General features: G+C 64.9%; 14 protein-coding genes. 10 read left to right on the top strand and 4 right to left on the bottom strand.

The genetic code is table 11. The features are described from left to right. Window positions 1–92: 92 nt before the first annotated feature. The 5 genes from FJY73_06130 to FJY73_06110 all read left to right on the top strand — a co-directional run bounded on the left by FJY73_06130 (window position 93) and on the right by FJY73_06110 (window position 7,884). On the top strand, window positions 93–617 hold the full coding sequence (locus FJY73_06130) for a hypothetical protein (protein ID MBM3320236.1): 525 nt from the start codon (window positions 93–95) through the stop codon (window positions 615–617). A 90-nt stretch (window positions 618–707) separates the two neighbouring features. Continuing rightward, window positions 708–1,616 carry an aminotransferase class IV gene (locus FJY73_06125; GenBank protein ID MBM3320235.1) on the top strand — a complete coding sequence of 303 codons (909 nt, stop codon included), beginning with the start codon at window positions 708–710 and terminating at the stop codon, window positions 1,614–1,616. Window positions 1,617–1,815: 199 nt separating this feature from the next. Continuing rightward, window positions 1,816–3,297: a glycogen synthase GlgA gene (gene glgA, locus FJY73_06120; GenBank protein ID MBM3320234.1), complete on the top strand. Its 1,482-nt coding sequence runs from the start codon at window positions 1,816–1,818 to the stop codon at window positions 3,295–3,297. 16 nt (window positions 3,298–3,313) lie between these two features. Beyond that, window positions 3,314–5,440: a DUF1926 domain-containing protein gene (locus FJY73_06115; protein MBM3320233.1), complete on the top strand. Its 2,127-nt coding sequence runs from the start codon at window positions 3,314–3,316 to the stop codon at window positions 5,438–5,440. A gap of 5 nt (window positions 5,441–5,445) precedes the next feature. Continuing rightward, window positions 5,446–7,884, top strand: a complete 2,439-nt coding sequence (locus tag FJY73_06110; GenBank protein ID MBM3320232.1) for a DUF3536 domain-containing protein — start codon at window positions 5,446–5,448, stop codon at window positions 7,882–7,884. A 219-nt stretch (window positions 7,885–8,103) separates the two neighbouring features. Here FJY73_06110 and FJY73_06105 read toward each other — a convergent pair whose 3' ends face one another. The 3 genes from FJY73_06105 to FJY73_06095 all read right to left on the bottom strand — a co-directional run bounded on the left by FJY73_06105 (window position 8,104) and on the right by FJY73_06095 (window position 12,175). Next, a complete protein-coding gene (locus tag FJY73_06105) occupies window positions 8,104–9,129 on the bottom strand; it encodes a hypothetical protein (protein ID MBM3320231.1) in 1,026 nt (341 codons plus the stop codon). 153 nt (window positions 9,130–9,282) lie between these two features. Further along, complete coding sequence (locus FJY73_06100) at window positions 9,283–9,792, bottom strand: transposase (protein ID MBM3320230.1); 510 nt, start codon at window positions 9,790–9,792, stop codon at window positions 9,283–9,285. A gap of 688 nt (window positions 9,793–10,480) precedes the next feature. Continuing rightward, window positions 10,481–12,175, bottom strand: a complete 1,695-nt coding sequence (locus tag FJY73_06095) for a glutamine--tRNA ligase/YqeY domain fusion protein (GenBank protein ID MBM3320229.1) — start codon at window positions 12,173–12,175, stop codon at window positions 10,481–10,483. Between the two features lie 289 nt (window positions 12,176–12,464). Between FJY73_06095 and add the strand changes: the two genes are divergently transcribed. The 4 genes from add (at window position 12,465) to nth (ending at window position 16,234) form a co-directional block, all read left to right on the top strand. Then, window positions 12,465–13,490 carry an adenosine deaminase gene (add, locus tag FJY73_06090; GenBank protein MBM3320228.1) on the top strand — a complete coding sequence of 342 codons (1,026 nt, stop codon included), beginning with the start codon at window positions 12,465–12,467 and terminating at the stop codon, window positions 13,488–13,490. 185 nt (window positions 13,491–13,675) lie between these two features. Then, window positions 13,676–15,061, top strand: coding sequence for a T9SS type A sorting domain-containing protein (locus FJY73_06085; GenBank protein MBM3320227.1), 1,386 nt, complete (start codon window positions 13,676–13,678; stop codon window positions 15,059–15,061). A 134-nt stretch (window positions 15,062–15,195) separates the two neighbouring features. Beyond that, complete coding sequence (locus tag FJY73_06080; protein ID MBM3320226.1) at window positions 15,196–15,450, top strand: hypothetical protein; 255 nt, start codon at window positions 15,196–15,198, stop codon at window positions 15,448–15,450. Window position 15,451: 1 nt separating this feature from the next. After that, entirely contained in the window at window positions 15,452–16,234 is a 783-nt protein-coding gene (nth, locus tag FJY73_06075) for an endonuclease III (GenBank protein MBM3320225.1), read from the top strand. Here nth and pepF read toward each other — a convergent pair. After that, on the bottom strand, window positions 16,122–18,002 hold the full coding sequence (gene pepF / locus FJY73_06070) for an oligoendopeptidase F (GenBank protein MBM3320224.1): 1,881 nt from the start codon (window positions 18,000–18,002) through the stop codon (window positions 16,122–16,124). The genes nth and pepF overlap by 113 nt on opposite strands. A 212-nt stretch (window positions 18,003–18,214) precedes the next feature. Between pepF and FJY73_06065 the strand changes: the two genes are divergently transcribed. Next, window positions 18,215–19,681 carry a carboxypeptidase M32 gene (locus FJY73_06065; GenBank protein ID MBM3320223.1) on the top strand — a complete coding sequence of 489 codons (1,467 nt, stop codon included), beginning with the start codon at window positions 18,215–18,217 and terminating at the stop codon, window positions 19,679–19,681. Window positions 19,682–19,894: the final 213 nt, after the last annotated feature.

Raw genomic sequence — 19,894 nt, 5'->3', positions numbered from 1 at the left:
GCTTCCCTCTTCCGGCTCCGTCTTTCTTTCTGAAGAGCGTTTGCTCGGAGCCTATTCCTTTTCCAGGATGCGCGGGAGAGCATGTGAGGCGGATGAAGAGGTCTGACAACGAGCCGGGCGCCGGGCGGGTCGAGGGCTCGGGCGGGGTCGCGATGATGAAAGGTCGGCGGTTCATCGGTCTCGAGCCGGGAGACACGCGGGAGCGTCTCTTCGCTCTTCTCGGAGCCGCGCATCGCGACCGGATTCACGTCGACGAGGAGACCAGTCGAGTCCTTGTCTGCTACCGCGTGGATGGAACCCGCTCCGAGAGCATCGGCGTGATTTGCGACACGGAGTCCGAGCGGATCACGTACGTCTCCGTTCTCGCCGACGCTGAGAGCGACGGCCGAGAGCTGAAGAGATTCCTCGCGACGCGCGGCGTCTCCGAGCCGCTCCTCGACTTTGTCGGCAAACGTCTCTGCGATCTGCTTGAGGTGTTCGGACCTCCCGCGGCAGGCCCCTCCGAGAGCACGTATCGCTACGAACGAGGGAACAGCACCCTCGCCTTCGAAGCATGCGATTCAGGCGGCGGTCGAATCAGCCGGATCAGCGTCTACTGGCACGATCCGGAAGCCTGAGCGCGCCCCGCTCCTCTTGTTGTCTCCGCGGGCTTCCTCGACTAGACTCATCGCGCGGCGAAGGCGGAGCGTCTCTTCCGGGGAAGGATATTGAGAAAGTCCTCCCGCGCGGCGAAGCGCGAGCGGTTCTGGCTGAACGGGCGGTTCGTGAGCGAGTCGGGCGCACGAGTGTCCGTTCTCGACCGAGGAGTCCTCTACGGGGACGCGCTCTACGAGGTCGTCCGCTTCTACCGCCGCAAGATCTTTTTGCTCGACGAACATCTCGACCGTCTCTTCGGCGAGGCGAAGGCGATCGCCCTTCCGGAACGCTTCGGACGTGAAGCGATCGCGCGCGCGGTGCGCGGCCTCGTCGCGCGTTCGGAGAAACCGGACGGGCTCGTCCTGCTCCAGTGGACACGCGGGGAGGGGCCGCGGAGACTCGCGCCGCCCCCCGGTCTTCGCGGGACCGTCTTCGCGGTCCGGCTCGATCTCCCAATGATCCCCGCCGCGCTCCGCCGGCGCGGGGCGGATGTCGTCACCCTTCCGGACGAACGCTGGCTCTCAACGCACCTCAAGAGCACGAACCTTCTCGCCAGCGTTCTCGCAAGAGGAAGGGCGGACGAAGCGGGCGCGCACGAGGCGGTGCTTCATCGCGGGCGCGGTCCGCGCGCGCGGGTGACGGAAGCAACCTCCTCGTCTTTCTTTCTCGTGAAACGCGGACGGCTCGTCACGCCCGCGGTGCGGGGCCTTCTCCCCGGGATCACGAGGAGCGTCGTTCTCGCCGTCGCGCGGGAAGAGGGGATTCCGATCGAGGAGAGGACGGTCCGGCTCGGCGAGATCCGGGAGGCGGACGAGGCGTTCCTCACCGCCACCTCGGCGGAGGTTCTCCCGATCGGACGCGTGAACGGGGCGTCTCTTCGTCTTCCGGCGCCGGGTCCGGTCACGAGGAGGCTCGGCCTCGCCTTCGCCCGCTTCCGAAGGCGAGTCCTCGCGAAGACTCCGCGGATCGCGCCCTTGTAACTTCTTTTTCCACAATTCGTTATGCACCCCCTCCCAACCCTCGCGCGCCTTCCGCGCCGGTCTGGACAGGCCCGGCGATCTCGGGCATACTCCCCGGGAAACACGCTCTCCTCGCCCGCCGGCCGCGCTTCCCCTCGATGTCGACACGCGGTGCCCGTGAGGAGAGAAACCGCGCCCAGAGGGCGCAACGGTCGATCGTATGCATATTGTTTATGTGTCATCCGAAGTCGAGCCGTTCGCGAAGACCGGAGGTCTGGCCGATGTCGCCGGCGCTCTACCCCCCGCGCTTGCCCGGAAGGGGCACCAGGTGACGGTGATTCTCCCTTACTACGGCGCCGTGAAGAAGAAGTCCCTTCCGATCCGTCCCGCCAACCGAACCGTCCGCGTCCCGATGGGGCGGAGCGAGGAGACCGCGCGGATCTTCGAGTCGCCGATGGAGGGGGAGAGCCGCTTTCTGCTCGTGGAACATCCCGAGTACTACGAAGCCGGCGAGGGGCTTTATGGGACGCCGGAAGGCGATTATCCGAACAACGCCGCCCGCTTCGCTTTCTTCTCCAAGGCTGCGGCGGCGATCGCCGAGGGGATCGGGGAGAAGGTCGACATCGTCCATTGCAACGACTGGCAGACCGGGCTCCTTCCGGCATACGTCGCCCGGAAGCGCGGATCGGAAGGCCCGCTCCGCGAGGCCCGAAGCGTCTTCACGATTCATAATCTCGCGTATCAAGGAGTATTCCCTCCGAAGGACTATGCGTGGACCGGTCTTCCCGAGGAACTTTACCGCCCGCACGGCGGCCTGGAGTTCTACGGAAAGGTCAGCTTCCTCAAGGCGGGCATCGTGTTCGCCGACGCGATCACGACGGTGAGCCGCCGGTATGCAGAGGAGATCCGGACTTCGGAGTTCGGGGAGGGGATGGAGGGCGTGCTCGCCGAGCGCGCGGATCGTGTTTGGGGGATCCTGAACGGGATCGATACCGAAGTCTGGAATCCGGCGACGGACCCGCTCATCCCGGCGCGCTACTCGATCGACCGGCTCGGAGGAAAGCGGAGGTGCAAGAGCGCGCTCCAGGAAGAGTGCGGGCTTCGGGTCGATCCCGAAGTCCCCCTCGTCGGGATGATCACGCGGCTCGCCGACCAGAAGGGGCTCGATCTTGTCGTCGACGTTCTTCCTCGACTCCGGCGCGTGAAGTTCCAACTGGTTCTCCTTGGAACCGGCGACGAGAGGTACCACACGATCTTCCGCGGGCTCGCCAAGAAGATGAAGGGGAAGGTGAGCGTGCACCTCAAGTTCGACGATGCGCTCGCGCACCGGATTGAGGCGGGGGCCGATCTCTTCCTCATGCCCTCGCGCTATGAGCCGTGCGGGCTGAACCAGATGTACAGCCTCCGGTACGGGACCGTGCCGATCGTCCGCGCGACCGGAGGGCTCGCGGACACCGTGATCGACCACAACAGGGACACGGTCGATGCGGGGACCGCGAACGGCTTCCGCTTCGAAGAGGCGACGGCGGAAGCCCTCGGGGAGGCGCTTCGGCGCGCGTTCGCTCTCTTTCCCAAGCGGCGCGCGTGGCTCCGGCTCGTCCGAACCGGCATGGCCGCGGACTTCTCCTGGGAGAGGAGCGCCCGCGAGTACGAGACGCTCTTCAAGAGGCTCCTCGCGGAGCCGGCCCCGGTTTCCGGGTGAAGATAGGCGATATCATATGAAGACGATCCGCTTCGCGCTCGCGCTCCACGCGCACCAGCCGACCGGCAACTTCGATCACGTGTTCCGCGAGGCGTACGAGAAGTCGTATCTCCCCTTTCTCGATGAGCTGGAGAAACACCCGGCGATTCCCTTCACGCTCCACTACAGCGGCATCCTTCTCGAGTGGCTCGATGAGAACGCTCCCGAGTATCTGGATCGTTTGAAGGCGCTCGCGGAGAAGGGGCAGGTCGAGCTTCTTGGAAGCGGGTTCGGCGAGCCGATCCTCGTCATGCTCTCCGACCGCGACCGCGCCGGGCAGATCCGCACGATGAGCGCGTATCTCGAGGAGCGCTTCGGCCGAAAACCGCGGGGCGCGTGGCTCACCGAACGGGTTTGGGAGCAGTGCCTCGCCCACGATCTCGCCGCTTCAGAAATCGACTATTCGATGGTCGATGATTCGCACTTCCGGCTCGCGGGGCTTCGCGGCGAGGAGATGCTCGGCTCGTTCACGACCGAGGATCGGGGACGGATGATCCGGATCTTCCCCTTGAGCGAGGCGCTCCGCTACCACATTCCGTTCAAGACGGTCGAGGAGACGGTCCGCCTGCTCCGTTCGCTCGCGACGGAAGAGGGGGATCGTCTCATCGTGTACGGGGACGACACGGAGAAGTTCGGCGGTTGGCCGGGGACGTACGAACACGTGTACGCGAACGGCTGGCTCGCGCGCTTTCTCGAAGCGCTCGAGGAGAACGCTTCGTGGATCCGTCTCATCAGGCTTTCCGATGCCCTCGATCTTCCCCCGCGCGGGAAGGTCTATCTCCCGGACGCGAGCTATCGCGAGATGACCGAGTGGGCTCTCCCGGCGCGCGCGCAGATCGAGTTCCACGCGCTCCGCGAGGAGATGGGAGAGGAGCTTGCGCGACGCGCGGCCCCTTTCTTCCGGGGCGGGCAATGGCGGATCTTTCTCGCGAAGTACCCGGAGGCGGCCGAGATGCACGGCAAGATGGCGGACGCGAGCCGCCGCGTGGCCGCGCTTCCGGAAGGGAACGCGAAGAAGCGAGAAGCGGAGAAGGAACTTTACCGCGGGCAGACGAACTGCGCCTACTGGCACGGCGTCTTCGGCGGGCTCTACCTCCCGCACCTTCGGTCGGCGATCTACGCAAAGCTGATCGCGGCGGAGACGATCGCCGAGCGAGCGGCGCGAAGGACGAAGGAGTGGGCGGCGGCGGAGAGGGTCGATCTCGATCTCGACGGGAGCGAGGAGGTACGTCTCTCGTCCGACCGGCTCGTGCTTGCGATCCATCCGAGGCGCGGCGGGCACATCTTCACGATCGACGACCGCGAGCGCCGCTTCAACCTCGTCGCGACGATGACGCGCCGCCCGGAGGCGTATCACGAGAAGGTGCGCGGCGGGTCGGACGCCGATTCCAACGACGTGTCAAGCATCCACCACCGGGTCGTGTCGAAGGAAGAGGGGCTCGCGGAGCTTCTCGTGTACGACTCCGTTCGGCGCGAGACGCTCGTCGATCGTTTCTTTCGGACGGGCGCATCGCTCGACGAGATCGCGTCGGGCGATCCGCCGGAGCTCGGCGACTTCGCTTCGGGTGAGTACGCGTGCGACGTTCGGGAGACGAAGAGCGGCGCGCGCGCGCATCTCACGCGTCTCGGGAACGTGCGCGGCGGACGGGGATCGCATTCGGTGTTCGTTCAGAAGGAAGTGGAGATCGCCCCCGGCGTGTCCGATTTCTCGATTCGCTACCGCGTGCGGAACGAGGGGAAAGCCAAGATCGAAGCGCTCTTCGCCGTCGAGTTCGCGTACGCTCTTCTTGCGGGGAACGCGCCCGACCGCTTTCTCGTCCACGAGGAGAGGAATGCGGGGCCTCTCGCGAGCCGTCTCGATCTCGCTCCGTGCCGCCGGGTCGGCGCGAAGGACGAATGGCTCGGCCTCTTCGCGGGGATCGAAATGGACACCGAAGCGCCGATCTGGGTCTTTCCGATTCGGACCGTCTCCCTCTCGGAAGGCGGGTTCGAGTCGGTCTATCAATGCACGATGATCGTGCCGCGCTGGCGGCTCGCGCTCTCCGCCGGCGAGGAGTGGACCGCGAGCCTCCTTCACTTCGCGCGGCCGGTTCGGGAAGGATAGGACGGATGCGAAAGGGCGCCGAGGAGATCGCTCTCGTCGTTCACGGCCATTTCTACCAGCCCCCGCGCGAGAACCCGTGGCTTCTCGCGATCGAAGCGCAAGAGGGCGCGCGGCCGTACCACGATTGGAACGAGCGGATCCTCGCCGAATGCTATCGCCCGAACGCGCGCTCGCGCATCCTCGACGGGTTCGGGCGCGTGCGGAAGGTCGCCAACAACTTCGAGTCGATCAGCTTCAACTTCGGTCCCACGATCCTCACCTATCTCGAGCGCGAGGATCCGGACACGTACCGGCGGATCCTCGAGGCGGACCGACGGAGCGTCGATCGGCGTTCGGGCCACGGGAACGCCATCGCGCAGGCATACCACCACGCGATCCTTCCGCTCCTTCCGAGCGAAGATCGGGAGCTTCTCATTCGATGGGGGCTCGATGACTTCGAGCGCCGCTTCGGAAGGAAGAGCGAGGGGCTCTGGCTCCCCGAGACGGCGATCCACGCGGAGACCGCGGCCGATCTCGCGCGCGCGGGAGTCCGCTTCGTGATTCTCTCGCCGCATCAGGCGTCGAAGACGAGACCGCTCGCGGGAGGCGACTGGACGGACGTTTCGGGGGGATCGATCGATCCCCGGCGCGCCTATCGTCTCTTCCCCGATCCGAAAGACCGCGCGCTTCATTTGGATGTTCTCTTCTACGACAGCGGTCTCGCGGTCGGCATCAGCTTCGAGCACTATCTTTGGAGCGCGGACGATCTCGCCAGGAGGATGGTCGAGGCGGCAGGAGAGCCGACCGGGTTCCAGCGCCTCGTGTGCGTCGCGACGGACGGCGAGGTGTACGGCCACCACGAGCCGTTCGGGGACATGTGTCTCGCGGCGCTCTTCGATTCGGCGGCGGAGCGGAACCGCCTTCGCGTCACGAACCCGGGCGAGTTCCTCCACCGCGTTCCTCCGGAACAGGAAGTTCTTCTCGCGCCGGGAATGAAAGGAGAGGGGACCGCGTGGAGCTGCACCCACGGGGTCGGCCGCTGGAGCCGCGACTGCGGGTGCCAGATCGCGCACCGCGAGGGATGGAACCAGAAGTGGCGGGGATCGCTTCGCGAATCGATGATTCATCTAAGGAACGATCTCTTCGCGCTCTTCGAAGAAGAGGCCCCGCGTCTCTTTCGCGATCCGCGCCGCGCATTCGAGACCTACGCCGAGATTCTTTTCGAGCGGACGCCGGAGTCGTGGCGGCGCTTTCTCGAGCGGGAGGGGAGCGATCGGGCGCTCGAAAGCCCGGAGGGCTCGCTCAGGGCGCATCGAGTTCTCGAAACCGCCCACGGGGCGATCCGGATGTTCACGAGCTGCGGGTGGTTCTTCGACGACCTCGCGGGGATCGAGGCGGTGCAGAACCTCCTCTTCGCCGGGCACGCGATCGATCTCGCCCGCGCGATCGATCCGGAACGGGCGGCATCCGCCGAGCGGGAGTTTCGAAGGAGGCTTCGCGCGGCGCGGAGCAATGTGCCGGAAGAAGGGGACGGGCAGAGCATCTTCGACGATCGGGTGAAGGGGGCGAGGGTTTCGTCGACCGCGTGGGCCGGCGCGTGGGGGGCCGCGCGGCTCGTCGGCGCGCCCTTCCCGGAGAGGCTTTTCGCCGGGCGCGAGGCGAATCTCTTCGAAGAGAAGCGGCGGCGCGCGGAGGGGTTCGAGATCCTCTCCGGCGTTCTCCGTCTCTCCGATCCGCTTCATATTCGCCCGGAGTCGTTCCGGCTCGTCGCCGCGCGCGATGCGCGTGCCCGTCTTCTCGTGTGGGTCGGCGGCGAGGATCTTCCCGTCGATGCGGCCGACCGCGCGGAGACGATTGAGGATCTCGAGCGCGCGCTCCCGCCGTCTCCTTTCCTTCTCGAGGATCTTCCGAGCGAGCTCCGAGCGCCGACGGCGGGGAAGCTCCTCGAGGAGGAGAGGGATGCGATCCTCGAGGCGAGCGACCCTCTCGACGAGAGGCTCTTCTCGGCGATCGCGCTTCTCGAGCGAGCGTGTCTCCCGGCGCCGGAATGGGTCCGTCGTCTGCTCTTCCCGGCGATCGAGCGCCGGCTCCGAACCGCCGTTCGGGAGATCGCCGCCGCGCTGGAGGACGGACGCGCGCTCGATTCGGTCTTTGCGAGGCTCGCCGCCGCGCGCGCTCACGCGGATCGGCTCGGCGTCGCGCTCGATGGGATTTCCGACAACGATGAAATCCGCGCGGTGCTTCTCCGGGCGCTCCGGCGGAGGCGCGAGGGGGACGCGGAAGAAAGAGCCGCGCGCGTTCTCGCGGTGCTGAAGGGGCTCGATGAGTCGGGCTTTCCGCTCCGCGACACGGGATTTCTTCAGGACGAGTTCCTCGATCAACAACACGAGGGCGTTCCGATGGGGCGAACGGGACGCAGGCTCGGCGAGCGCCTCGGCTTCGCACCCGAGCTTCTCGGCACTTGATGCTCGATTTCCCTGTCGGCAGTAGTCCACTCGTGTATCCGCCGGTCGCGCCTACGCACTCGGTGGCCGCCACCCGCCGTGGGCGTGGTCTCGACCTCCTGCGTACCTGAATCCTCTACGGAAGTAGGGAATCAGGTACCGAAGTGTCAAGCACTCCAAGCGATGCCAACAGACTTCCCGTGTATCATAGAACTGTAAGAAACTGCCATCCAAAGGGCCTCATAGCAAGCCTACGAGGAGGGCGACGGCGCCGATTGCCGCGATAACGCCGCCGACGATGCGCGCCTCGCGGCCACTGCGCAAGTTCTCCGTTTCTTGAGTAATTCCGAGGATCACCGGCTCGCCCGCTTGTGCGCTTCGGGAGCCGACTCCTTGTTCTACATCGAGGTTCGGCATCCGAAAACCGAAGTAGTTATAGTGCATCGTCTGCAGGTTCTTCAGATCCTTCTCCGCGACGATATCGCTTGTTTCGTACTCAAGAAGGCCTGCGTGGAGGATCTCACCGGTCTTCGCATCCTCAAGACGACAATGAAGCCTTGTACGTGCCAGCCTCTCGACGTTGATCCTCTCCTCTGGGATCGCTCGATACACTACCCCACACTCAAGCACACGGTACGCGAGGATCAGATCTGCAGAGTTGATGTCGGTTGGGATCTGAATATCACGGACGGTCACATCCCGCTGAGCCGGAGTGCTACTACCGCTCTCCGTCACGAGAACGTCGACTAGGTTCCCCTCAACAAGGGACCTTCCTTGTCGCCTCGAGGGGAGGTTTTCGAAGTCCAAGAGAGAGTATGTCCTGCTCGATTCAGATAGGAGGTGTGCGACCATCTCCGGATCTCTCTCAACGATGCGGAAACCGCCGGACACAAGTGAGCTAATCAGGTTGTCTTCAACCATCTGGCGGACGCCCCAGTCCAGGCTGGCAGTGTTGAGAAGGCCAGCGCGAACTTGGGAAGTCTCTGTGGGGTGAATGCGACCCGGCCGGAGGGAGTCCATCACCCAGTTGCCGCGCACCTCGCTCTGATAGATGATTCGATTCTCCTCGATTGAGAGAAGAGCAATAGCGGCATTCGGCCGTGCTCGATCCCCGATCCATGCAGTTGCATCGAGCCCCTGAATGCTCTTTTCGATTCGAACAGGATTGGTCCTCTCGAAGTCGATAACTTTGTAGGAAGCTCCACATCCGCAGAGCAAGACCATTATTCCGATCAGCCCGTAGCATCGGCAGGGGAGTATTCGCATAGCATACCTCCACTTCTCTCCAGGTAGACCTTCTATGATCAGTAATTACACGTCATTGTACCCTAAATGCAATCTATCGTGAGGCCTAATTGTCTGTCAAGAATAATCATGCGTGTAGCGCACCCGGTTTCTTGGACACAAGAGTCGGGGTAATCACGCCGCGACCTCCGCTCCGCTCTTGAGCGCCGCGCGCTTCGCGCTCGGCGACTGATACCCGTGTCGCTCCACGATCCACTCCCGGTTGTAGCGCTCCCGGAATGCCTCGATCGCAACGCGGAGCTCTTCGACGATCTCGAACCGTTGCAGCCAGAGAAGCTGCTCCTTGAGCGTCCGCACGAACCGCTCCACGCATCCGTTTCCCTCAGGCTCCCGGACGAACGTCGGGCTCGAGGCGATGTCCAGGAACACCAGGTCGTTCTGGAAATCGTCGGACATGTATTGGCTCCCGTGGTCATGCCGGAGAGACAACCTGGTCGCCACGTTCTTCGCGTACCGCCCATAGACCTCTCGCACCGCCTGCCGCAGCGGTTCGAGGGCCTCGAACCGTGGGCCGCGACGCGCAGCGTGGATCCCCAGACACTCACACGTGCAGTGGTCGATCACGAAGAAGATCGCCGCGTTCCCCTCTCCGGTGACCGCGCGCTCGTCGCATCCGTCCCCCACAACACATCCGGACGATCGACGACGATCGTTCCCTCGTGCGCCTTCGAGCCGTGCGCCTGCCCCATCCGCGTCGGGGACAAGAGATCGTTCTCCCGCATGAGCCGCAACACCCGGCGAGGAGAAGTCCGCACGCCGGCGAACCGGAGCCGCGCCCACACCTTCCGGTACCCTTCTCCCACCCACGGCGAGGAACTCAACACCTCCCGAATCGCAAGAAGAAGGTCCGCGTCGCTCCGAGCACCCTCGGGGCCCCGCTTCCTCGACCTCGACTGTCCCCCCCATGAAACGAGCTCCGCCATGCCGAAAGTGTCGCCCCGCCACACGCAGCTCCCGCGACAGCGCGTCGAGGTCTTCTCCGCCAAGAATCCGGAGCACGACCTCCCGCTTCTTCCGCGAACTCCACCGGCCCCGGTCCTCCCGCTGCCGACGGGTCGGGACTCCGGTCGCCCTACTGGCTCCCTCCGTTCCGACCCGCTCCGTCTCCCTCTTGTTGGTCTCCATGAACTCCCCCTCCCCTAGAGGTCACCCCATCATCCCCCCAAACCCCTGTCCAAGGAAACCGGGAACCGATCCACCTGTGCTCTCGCAATGGGTGCCGCGAGAGATCTCGAAGCGGTATCGCGCACCTTCTTCCTCCGATTCGGTGCCCAACCCTCTCTTCGACCGGAGAAGGTATCCGGAAAAGGAATCACGTACCGATCCGCTTCTGAATCCGCGCCCACTCGTCGCGGAGGGTGACGGTCCGGTTGAAGACCGGCTTCCCCGGCTTCGAGTCGACCGCATCGACGACGAAGTAGCCGACGCGCTCGAACTGGACATGATCCCCCGGTGCGGCCGCGGCGAGCGACGGCTCGATTCGACACGAAGGGATCACGGCGAGGGAGCCGGGGTTCACGTAATCCTTGAAGTCCTTCCCTTCGCCGGCATCGGTCGGATCGGGGACCGTGAAGAGATGATCGTAGAGGCGGACCTCCGCCGGAACGGCATGGCGGGCGGAAACCCAGTGCAGGGTCGCCTTCACCTTCCGCTTGTCGGGAGCGTCGCCGCCGCGCGTCGCCGGATCGTGCGTGCAGCGGATCTCGATCGGCTCGCCGGTCGCCGGATCCTTCACGACCTCGATGCACTTCACGAAGTACGCGTAGCGAAGGCGCACTTCCCGCCCGGGAGCGAGACGGTAGAACTCCTTCGGCGGGTCCTCCAGGAAGTCGTCCTTCTCGATGAAGAGTTCCCGCGAGAAGGGGACGAGGCGCGTTCCCATCGATGGATCTTCCGGGTTGTTCACCGCGGAGAGCTCCTCGGTCTTCCCCTCGGGGTAGTCGACGAGCACGACCTTGAGCGGACGGAGAACGGCCATCGCGCGCCGCGCGCGCTTGTTCAGATCCTCGCGGAGAAGATGCTCGAAGAGGGCGAGATCGACCACGCTCTCCTTCTTCGCGACGCCGACCCGGTCACAGAGAGCACGGATCGATTCGGGCGTGAAGCCGCGCCGACGGAGACCGCTTAGGGTTGGCATGCGCGGATCGTCCCACCCGCCCACGACCCCTTCCTCGACGAGACGGCGAAGACGCCTCTTGCTGAGGACGGTGTACGAAAGACGCAGCTTGGCGAACTCGATCTGCCGCGGGTGATGGACGCCGAGCGCATCGAGGAACCAATCGTAGAGAGGGCGATGATCCTCGAACTCGAGCGAACAGAGGGAGTGCGTGATCCCCTCGATCGAGTCGGACTGTCCGTGCGCCCAATCGTAGGTCGGATAGATGCACCACGCGTCTCCCGTCCGATGATGCCGAGCGCGGAGGATCCGGTACATGATCGGATCGCGCATGTTCATGTTTCCGTGCGCCATGTCGATCTTGGCGCGGAGGGTGCGCGCCCCGTCGGGGAACTCGCCCGCGCGCATGCCGCGAAGGAGATCGAGGTTCTCCTCAGCGGAACGGCTCCGATACGGGCTCTCCCGTCCCGGCTCGGTCAGCGTGCCGCGGCTTTCGCGGATCTCGTCCGCGCTGAGATCGCAGACGTACGCCTTCCCTTTGCGGACGAGATCCTCCGCCCACTCGTAGAGCTTCTCGAAGTAATCCGACGCGTAGTAGAGACGGTCCTCCCAATCGAAGCCGAGCCAGCGGATGTCCTCGATGATCGACCGGACGAACTCCTCTTCCTCCTTGGTCGGGTTCGTGTCGTCGAAGCGGAGGTTGCAGAGGGATCCCGGGTAGTCGGCCGCGAGCCCGAAGTTAAGGCAGATCGCCTTCGCGTGCCCGATGTGGAGGTACCCGTTCGGTTCGGGGGGGAAGCGCGTGTGGATCCGCGCGTGCTTTCCGGTGCGAAAGTCCTCGTCGATGATCTCTCGAATGAAATGAGTCGTCGGGGCCGGTCCGCTCGTCATCATCTCTTCTTCTTCCTCGTCTCGCGCCGCACGATTTCGGTTTTCGCGGAAGTCGGTTTTCCGCGAAGGGACCGCGTGAGGAACGAGTGTACCTCCCCGGCGCGCGGATTCCCAGCGGGAAGCGGAGAGGGCGGACTGCTCGTTCACGACGGCGACCGGCCGACCCGCATCCCGGGGAGCGATCTTCCGCAAGTGCGGGCGTAGCCTTGCGGCGCCGGTTTTGCTATCTTGATTCGAAAGCCGTCCGGCGTCGGGGGCGAGCCTGTAGAATGCAGACCGGGGAGGCCGCATGAAGAACCGTTCGCGTGAAGAGAAAATCGAGTTCCTGCGTTCTCTCGGGCTCGCCGATCTTCATCGCCACTTCGATGGGGCGGTCCGCCCGGAGACTCTTTGGGGTCTCTCGCAGAAGTACTACTCGGCGATTCCGGGGCTCGACTTCGAGGAGTTCCGTGCGAAGCTGACCTACGACCCGAAGACCGATCGAACCCTTCTCGACTATCTCGACAAGTTCCACATCCCGCTCCAATACACGCAGTTCTACGACAACATTCAGAGCCTCGCGACCGAGATCGCGGAGGACGCCTACGCGGAGGGGATCCGGACGCTCGAGCTTCGAATCAACCCGGTGATCCACCGGCGGGCGGGGCTCACGACCCGCCAAGTGATCTCGGCGGTGCGAAAGGGGATGAGGGAGACGATCCGGGCGCATCCCGATTTCCGGGCGGGGATCGTCGCGATCGCGATGCGGAGCCACGGCGGAAACATGGCGAAGATCCTCCTCCGCGAGGTGATCGGCGAGCTCGACCGGTTTCACAACGATCTCGGGGTCGTCGGCTTCGACATCGCGGGACCGGAGCGCCCCTTCCCGCCTGTTCTCTTCATCGAGCCGTTCAAGCTCGCGGCGACGATGGGCCTTCACAAAACCGTGCATGCCGGCGAGGACGAGGGGCCTGCGCGCGTCTGGGACGCGGTCGAGATGCTCGGCCCCGAGCGGCTCGGGCACGCGGTGAGCGCGGCCGAGGACCCTAAGCTCCTCAAGAGAATCGCCGCCGACGGCATCGCGATCGAAGTCTGCCTCACATCGAACGTGCAGACCGGCGCGATCCCGCGGATCGAGGACCACCCGCTTCCGAAGTTCCTCGACGCGGGGGTGCGCTGCGCGCTCTCCACCGACAACCCGACCGTTTCGGGAACGAACCTTTTACAAGAGTACCTTCTCGCGATCGACACGTTCGGTCTTTCCGAGAGCGATGTCCGCGCGCTGGCGAGGATGGCGGTCGAGGCGTCGTTCGTCGGTCGGAGGGAAGCGTCGTAGCGTTTCCGATCGCGAATCCGCTTCGGTTGAACCCTTCTTCTCGCTCTCCCTCGGGCGCCCGGCGCCGCACGGCGTGATCCTCTTGCCTTCCCCTTCTCTCTTGGTGTATGCTTTGCTTCGGAAGCAACTTGCGCAGGGCCGGCCTCGAGAATCGTCGATTTGGAAACCTTTCCCGGAGGTGGCGCATGATCTCCCGCTTCGCAATCCACTTGCCTCTCGCTCTCGCTCTTCTCGGTCCGGCCCCGGCCCTCTCGAACCTCTGGAATGTCTACGCGGACGGATCGGGGGATGCTCCGACCATTCAGGCGGCGATCGACTCGGCGGCGGCGGGGGACACCATCCTCCTCCACGACGGGATCTACACGGGAAGCGGAAACAAGAACCTCGATTTCGGCGGGAAGAACCTCGTCCTCCGTTCCGATTGCGGGCCCGAGGGGGTGATCATCGACTGCGAAAACGTGGGGCGCGGCATTCACCTTCACAGCGGCGAGGGCTCGAGCGCTCGGATCGAGAGGATCACGATCCGGAACGGCTACGCGCTTGAGGGAGGGGGCGGAGGAATACGGATCGAGGAGGCATGGCCGATGATCCGCGAGTGCGTCATCGAGGATTGCATCGCGGGCGGGTTGGGCGCCGGAGGCGGCATCCAACATTCCCTGCACCTTGAACTCCGGGATTGTCGGATCCTCAGGTGCTCGGCGAACAACGGCGGGGGGATCGCGGGAATCGGAACCGGATACACCTGGCTGACTCGGTGCACGGTCGCGGGAAACAGCGCGGGGTGGGGGGGCGGCGTCTCAACCACCGATTACGTCCAGCTGGATACATGCCTCGTGACCGGGAACCGCGCGACGACGGACGGGGGAGGCGTCTATGCGGGGTTCGGCGGGGGCTACGCGGCTGTGACCCGCACGACGATCGCGGGGAACCGCGCCGAGCGGACCGGGGGAGGGATGTTCCTCGATACGGACGGAGTGTGGGTTCTCTGGTCGATCTTCTGGGACAACTCCGCGTCGCTGGCGGAAGGCTTGTATGTGTGGGGCGACCTTTATGTGAGCTGCGCGGCGATCGACTCGCGTCTCGTACGATGTCAGGGGGGCATGCCTTACTACAACGACACAACCCTCGCCGATCCTCTCTTCTGTGACCCGAGGTCGAGCGAGGACGCACCTACTTCGGAGGGGGACTACTCGCTCGACGCCGCGTCCCCCTGTCTCAGCCTTCACGCCTGCGGGCGGATCGGCGCGCTCGGCGAGGGGTGCGACACATACACCGGCGTCGCGGCGGGCGAAATCGTCCCCGCGCGAGCGCTCGGCATCTTCGTCTCTCCGAACCCGGCGGCGGGGCGCGCGAGCGTCCGCTGGTCGCTTCCTTCCGGGGGCCCGGCATCCGTTTCCATCTATGATGTGCGCGGGCGAGTGGTTCGCTCGTTCGCCGCGAACGGCCGCGAAGGGACCCTCCCTTGGGACGGCGCGGACGACGCGGGGCGCGATGCGCCCCCCGGCATCTACTTCCTTCGCATCTCGGGCAGCGCGGGCGCGGCGACCGAGCGGCTGATCTTGGTTCGCTAGATCGAGATCGAAAGGCCGTGCCGGTCCGCTTCTCGCTTCACGGAGACGAGCGCTCTTCTTCTTCGTGCTACAATCTCCCCTGCGCTCGGTCGAAGGTCGAGCTTCCACGACGGGCGCGATGCGAGGCCCACACGATGGTCGTCACTGTTCGCTACTTCGGACCCGCGGCGGACGAAGCGGGCGTCCCGGGAGAGAGAATCGAGGTCGCGGACGGCGCGACGCTCGGCGCTCACGTCAAGGCGATTCTCGCGGCGGTTCCGCATCGAGGCGAGGCGCTCGCCGCCTGCCGCCACGCGATCGACACGTTGAAATCATGCGTTCCGATCCGGAAGAAGGAGATCCGTCGAAGCGGCGCATCGGCGTGGGTCGAGCCGGAGAGGGGCGCGTGAGATGACAAGCGAGAGCGAGGCAAAGCGGACCGCGCGCGCGCAGAGGATCGTGCGGGAGCTTCGCCGTCTCTATCCGGACGCGACTTGCGCGCTGAAGCACGAGAACGCGTTCGAGCTTCTCGTCGCGACGATCCTCTCCGCGCAGTCGACCGACGAGACGGTGAACCGCGTCGCCCCCAGTCTCTTCGCCAAGTACCGGACGGCGGCCGACTACGCCGCTGCGGATCCCGCGGTCTTCGAGGGAGAGATCCGCTCGACCGGCTTCTTCCGCCAGAAGACGAAGAGCGTTCTCGGCGCGGCGCGGAGGATCGTCGAGGAGTACCGAGGAGAGGTGCCGGACACGATGGAGGAGCTCGTGCGGCTCCCCGGCGTCGCCCGAAAGACCGCGAACGTCGTCCTCGGCACATGGTTCGGAAAGAACGAAGGGATCGTCGTCGACACGCATGTCGGGCGGCTCGCGCACCGCCTCGCGCTCACCTGGCGAAGCCGGAACGAGAAGGACGCCGTCCGCATCGAGGAGGATCTGATCGAGATCGTCCCAAGGAAGGAATGGACCTTTCTCGGGCACGCGCTCATCCTGCACGGGCGCCGCGTCTGCTCCGCTCGCAAGCCCGCCTGCGACCAGTGCGCGCTCGCGCCCGATTGCCCCTCCGCGTTCCGTCTCGAAGCGCTCAGATCCCCTTCTTCGCGAGCTCCCGATCCAGCTCGTCGACGAGCCGCGCGAACAGATCGCACGTCGCCTGGATCGGCGCCGGCGAGGAGAGATCGACGCCAGCCTTCTTGATGATCTCGATCGGGTAGTCGCTCGAGCCGCTCTTCAGGAAGTCGAGATACGCCTCGCGCGCCCCCTTCTCCTTCTTGAGGATCTTCTGCGAGATCGCGGTCGCCGCGGCGTAGCTCGTCGCGTACTTGTAGACGTAGAAGTTGCGATAGAAGTGCGGGATCCGGGCCCAACCGGTCGTCGACGTCTCCGGATAGACGACCTCGCCTCCGGAATACTTCTCGAGAAGACCGCGGTACACCTCGCCGAGCGACTCGACCGTGATCGGCTCCCCCTTCTCCGCCATCCCGTGCGCGATCGTCTCGAACTCGGCGAACATGACCTGCGTGTAGACCGTCCCCATAATTTGACGGATGTAGTAGTTCAACAGAAAGATCTTCTTGTCGCGGTCCTTGGTCTTTCTCAAGAGATCGTCCATGAGAAGGGCTTCGTTCGTGGTCGAGGCGACCTCCGCGGTGAAGAGCGGAACCCCGCTGTACACCTGCGGCTGCGTCGCGACCGTGTAGAACGTGTGCATCGAGTGGCCCATCTCGTGCGCAAGCGTGAACACGTCCTCGATCTTCCCCTCGTAGTTCATGAGCATGAACGGGTGGGGGAGAGCGCTCGATCCCCACGAGTAGGCTCCGCTCCTCTTGCCGACGTTCTCGTACACGTCGACCCAACGGGAGCGGAATCCCTTTCCGACCTCCTTCACGTAGTCCGGGCCGAGCGGCTTGAGGCCCGTCTCGATCATCTGGACCGCGGTCTCGTACTCGTACGATTCGTTGAGCTCCGGGGTGAGAGGAACGTAGGTGTCGTAGGTATAGAGAGTGTCGAGCTCCATCACGCGCTTCCGGATCTGATAGTACCGCTTGACCGGATCCAGGTTCGCGCTCACCGTCGCGATCAGGTTCTCGAGAATCTCCGTCCGGACGTTGTCGTCGTCGAGGGAGGCCTCGACGCACGAGTCGTAGCCGCGCGCGCGGGCGAAGAAGAGGTCGCGCTTCAACACGCCGGCAAACGCGGCCGCGCTTCCGTGCAGGTAGCGGCCGTAACCCTCGTAGAACACGTCATAGGCGTCCTTCCGCACGCGTCGGTCGGGGCTTTCCAAGAGCGTCCCGTAACGCGCCTGAGTCAGCTCGATCTCCTCGCCCTTCTCGTCGACGACCGTTCCGAACTTGAGGTCGGCGTTGGTCATCTGGTTGAAGACGTCGCGGGGAGTCGCGGCGAGATCCCCGGCGAGCGAGAGGATCTTCTCCTCCTCTTCGGAGAGGATGTGCTCGCGCGATCTCCAGAGATCGTTGTAGGAATGCTGGTAGACCTTGAGCCGGGGAAGCTCGTCGAGGAACCCCTGGAGCTTCTCCTCGGGGATCGAGAGAAGCTCCGGCTGCACCCAGGCGGTCGCCGCCTGCACGGCGACGCCGGCGCTTCGCACTCGCTGGCGGAGACCCTGGTAGCGCGAGACGCGCGCGTCCTCGTCCGCTTTCAGGCCCGCATAGGCGAAGAGGCGCGAGAAGATGCGGTCCATCTCCTCCGACTTCTTGTGGAAGGCGAGCAGGGTCTCCGCGGACTCGCCGAGCTTCCCGCGGAAGGCGAGGACCTCGGGGACCATCGAATCGACCCATTCCAGCTCCGTGTCCCAGTCCGCCTCGTTCGCGTAGATATTGGTGAGATCCCACTTGTACTTCTCCGGGATGTCCGCGCGCTCGCGGGCCGCCTGCTGCGCGTCGATCGCCGCCGGAAGGGCGAGAAGAACGAGGGATGCGAGAAGAAGGGCGTGCTTTCCGACCACGATGATCTCCTTTGGTTCTGTCCCGCGCGTTCGGGGACCGGACGTCATTCAGGGGACTCGATGTTTCGAACCTCTCGACTTTAGCGGAGACTCGGGCGATCATCAAGGCCGAAGGCGAGGGTCGCCCGGCGGATGAGATTCCGGCGCGCCGGACACGCGCGGGACAAGAGGATGTGATGACCGCGGAGAAATGTTTAGAATTATTTTCCTCATTGGTAAAGGAAATTCACGACCTCGGGTGCGCGGAGGAGTTGCTCGGCTGGGACCAGCAGACCTTCATGCCGCCGAAGGGGGCGGAGGCGCGCGCGTCGCAGATGGCGGTCTTGGCCGGGGTTCGTCATGACCGGCTCGCGGGGGACCGGATGGCCGAGCTCCTCGCGGCTCTCGACGAATCGGAGAAGGGAGGACTCGATCCGGACGCGCGCGTGAACGTGCGCGAGCTTCGGCGTCTGCACGGGCGCGCGCGGAAGGTGCCGGGGGAACTCGTGCGGGAGCTCGCGAGGCTCCAATCGCTCGGACAGGATGCCTGGGTTCGCGCCCGCAAGGAATCGGATTTCCCGTCCTTTGCACCGTGGCTCGAGAAGATCCTCGCTCTGAAACGCCGGATCGCCGACGCGATCGGCTACGAGGGATCCCCCTACGATGCTCTTCTCGACGAGTTCGAGCCGGGAGCGACGACGGCGGAGATTGCGACCCTCTTCGACGAGCTCAAGGAGGAGCTCGTTCCCCTGGCGGGGCGGATCCTTGAGGCCGCGCGCCGGGCCGCGCTCGAGCCGATCCGCGGGACGTATCCGATTCCGGATCAGGAAAAGCTCGCGCGCCGCTTGGCTGGGATGATCGGCTACGATTTCGAGGCGGGGCGGATCGACGTCTCCGCGCATCCCTTCACGACGGGAACCTTGCACGATGTTCGATTCACGAATCGTTATGACGAGAACGATCTTACCGTCGGGATCTTCGGCGCCCTTCACGAGGGAGGGCACGCCCTGTACCAGCAGGGGTTCGATCCTGCGCACGAAGGAACCCCGCGCGCCGATTGGGTCAGCCTTGGAATTCACGAGTCGCAATCGCGTCTGTGGGAGAACATGGTCGGACGATCGCGCGCGTTTTGGGAGCACGCGCTTCCCCTAGTCAAAGAGAGCTTCACGGACGCGGCGGGTCTCACGCTCGACGCGTGGCATCGGAACGTAAACCGCGCGGAGGCGTCGCTCATCCGCGTCGAGGCGGATGAGGTGACGTACAACCTTCACATCCTTCTCCGCTTCGAGATCGAGGTCGATCTGGTCGAGGGGCGGGCCGCGGTCGCGGATCTTCCGTCGATTTGGAACGAGAAGATGCGCGCGTCTCTCGGGATCGAGCCGCCGAATGATGCGAGAGGCGTTCTTCAGGACATCCACTGGTCGGCTGGGCTTCTCGGCTACTTCCCCACCTACACGCTCGGGAACCTCTACGCGGCGCAGTTCTACCGGGCGGCCGCACGCGCGATTCCCGATCTCGAGGGTTGTCTCCGGAGAGGGGAGTTCGGTTTGCTTCTCGATTGGCTCCGCCGCGAAATCCACTGGCGAGGCCGAACCTACCGCGCGGGCGAGCTCGTCCGCGTCGTGACGGGAGAGCCGCTCCGATCGTCCTATCTCATGGAATACCTGGAAGAGAAGTACACCGCCCTCTACGCGGCTTAGGCGCTTCTCGCGGATACCTGCCGCCGCCACCCGCCGTGGTTCGGTCGTCGGACGGCGAGAACCAGACGTTGGGAGCGGCTTTCCGTCTTGACCCCCACCCGCCGTGGTGGCGTTGTCCGATACGGAGACAACCAGGGCTCGTTCTCGCTCGCTCGGCGGGCCGACCTCCTTCTCGGGGCCTGATCGACGAGGCCGGGTACCCGCCCCCTCGAT

This window comes from Candidatus Eisenbacteria bacterium (genome assembly GCA_016867715.1).
In the GTDB taxonomy this organism is placed as follows: domain Bacteria; phylum Orphanbacterota; class Orphanbacteria; order Orphanbacterales; family Orphanbacteraceae; genus VGIW01.
This window is presented reverse-complemented; position numbering and strand designations above follow the sequence as displayed.

Bases quoted from the DNA above. Each gene is read 5' to 3' on its own strand.
- FJY73_06130 (MBM3320236.1), top strand. From the start codon at position 93: ATGAAGAGGTCTGACAACGAGCCGGGCGCCGGGCGGGTCGAGGGCTCG.
- glgA (MBM3320234.1), top strand. From the start codon at position 1,816: ATGCATATTGTTTATGTGTCATCCGAAGTCGAGCCGTTCGCGAAGACC.
- FJY73_06115 (MBM3320233.1), top strand. From the start codon at position 3,314: ATGAAGACGATCCGCTTCGCGCTCGCGCTCCACGCGCACCAGCCGACC.
- FJY73_06110 (MBM3320232.1), top strand. From the start codon at position 5,446: ATGCGAAAGGGCGCCGAGGAGATCGCTCTCGTCGTTCACGGCCATTTC.
- FJY73_06105 (MBM3320231.1), bottom strand. From the start codon at position 9,129: ATGCGAATACTCCCCTGCCGATGCTACGGGCTGATCGGAATAATGGTC.
- FJY73_06095 (MBM3320229.1), bottom strand. From the start codon at position 12,175: ATGACGAGCGGACCGGCCCCGACGACTCATTTCATTCGAGAGATCATC.
- add (MBM3320228.1), top strand. From the start codon at position 12,465: ATGAAGAACCGTTCGCGTGAAGAGAAAATCGAGTTCCTGCGTTCTCTC.
- FJY73_06085 (MBM3320227.1), top strand. From the start codon at position 13,676: ATGATCTCCCGCTTCGCAATCCACTTGCCTCTCGCTCTCGCTCTTCTC.
- FJY73_06080 (MBM3320226.1), top strand. From the start codon at position 15,196: ATGGTCGTCACTGTTCGCTACTTCGGACCCGCGGCGGACGAAGCGGGC.
- nth (MBM3320225.1), top strand. From the start codon at position 15,452: ATGACAAGCGAGAGCGAGGCAAAGCGGACCGCGCGCGCGCAGAGGATC.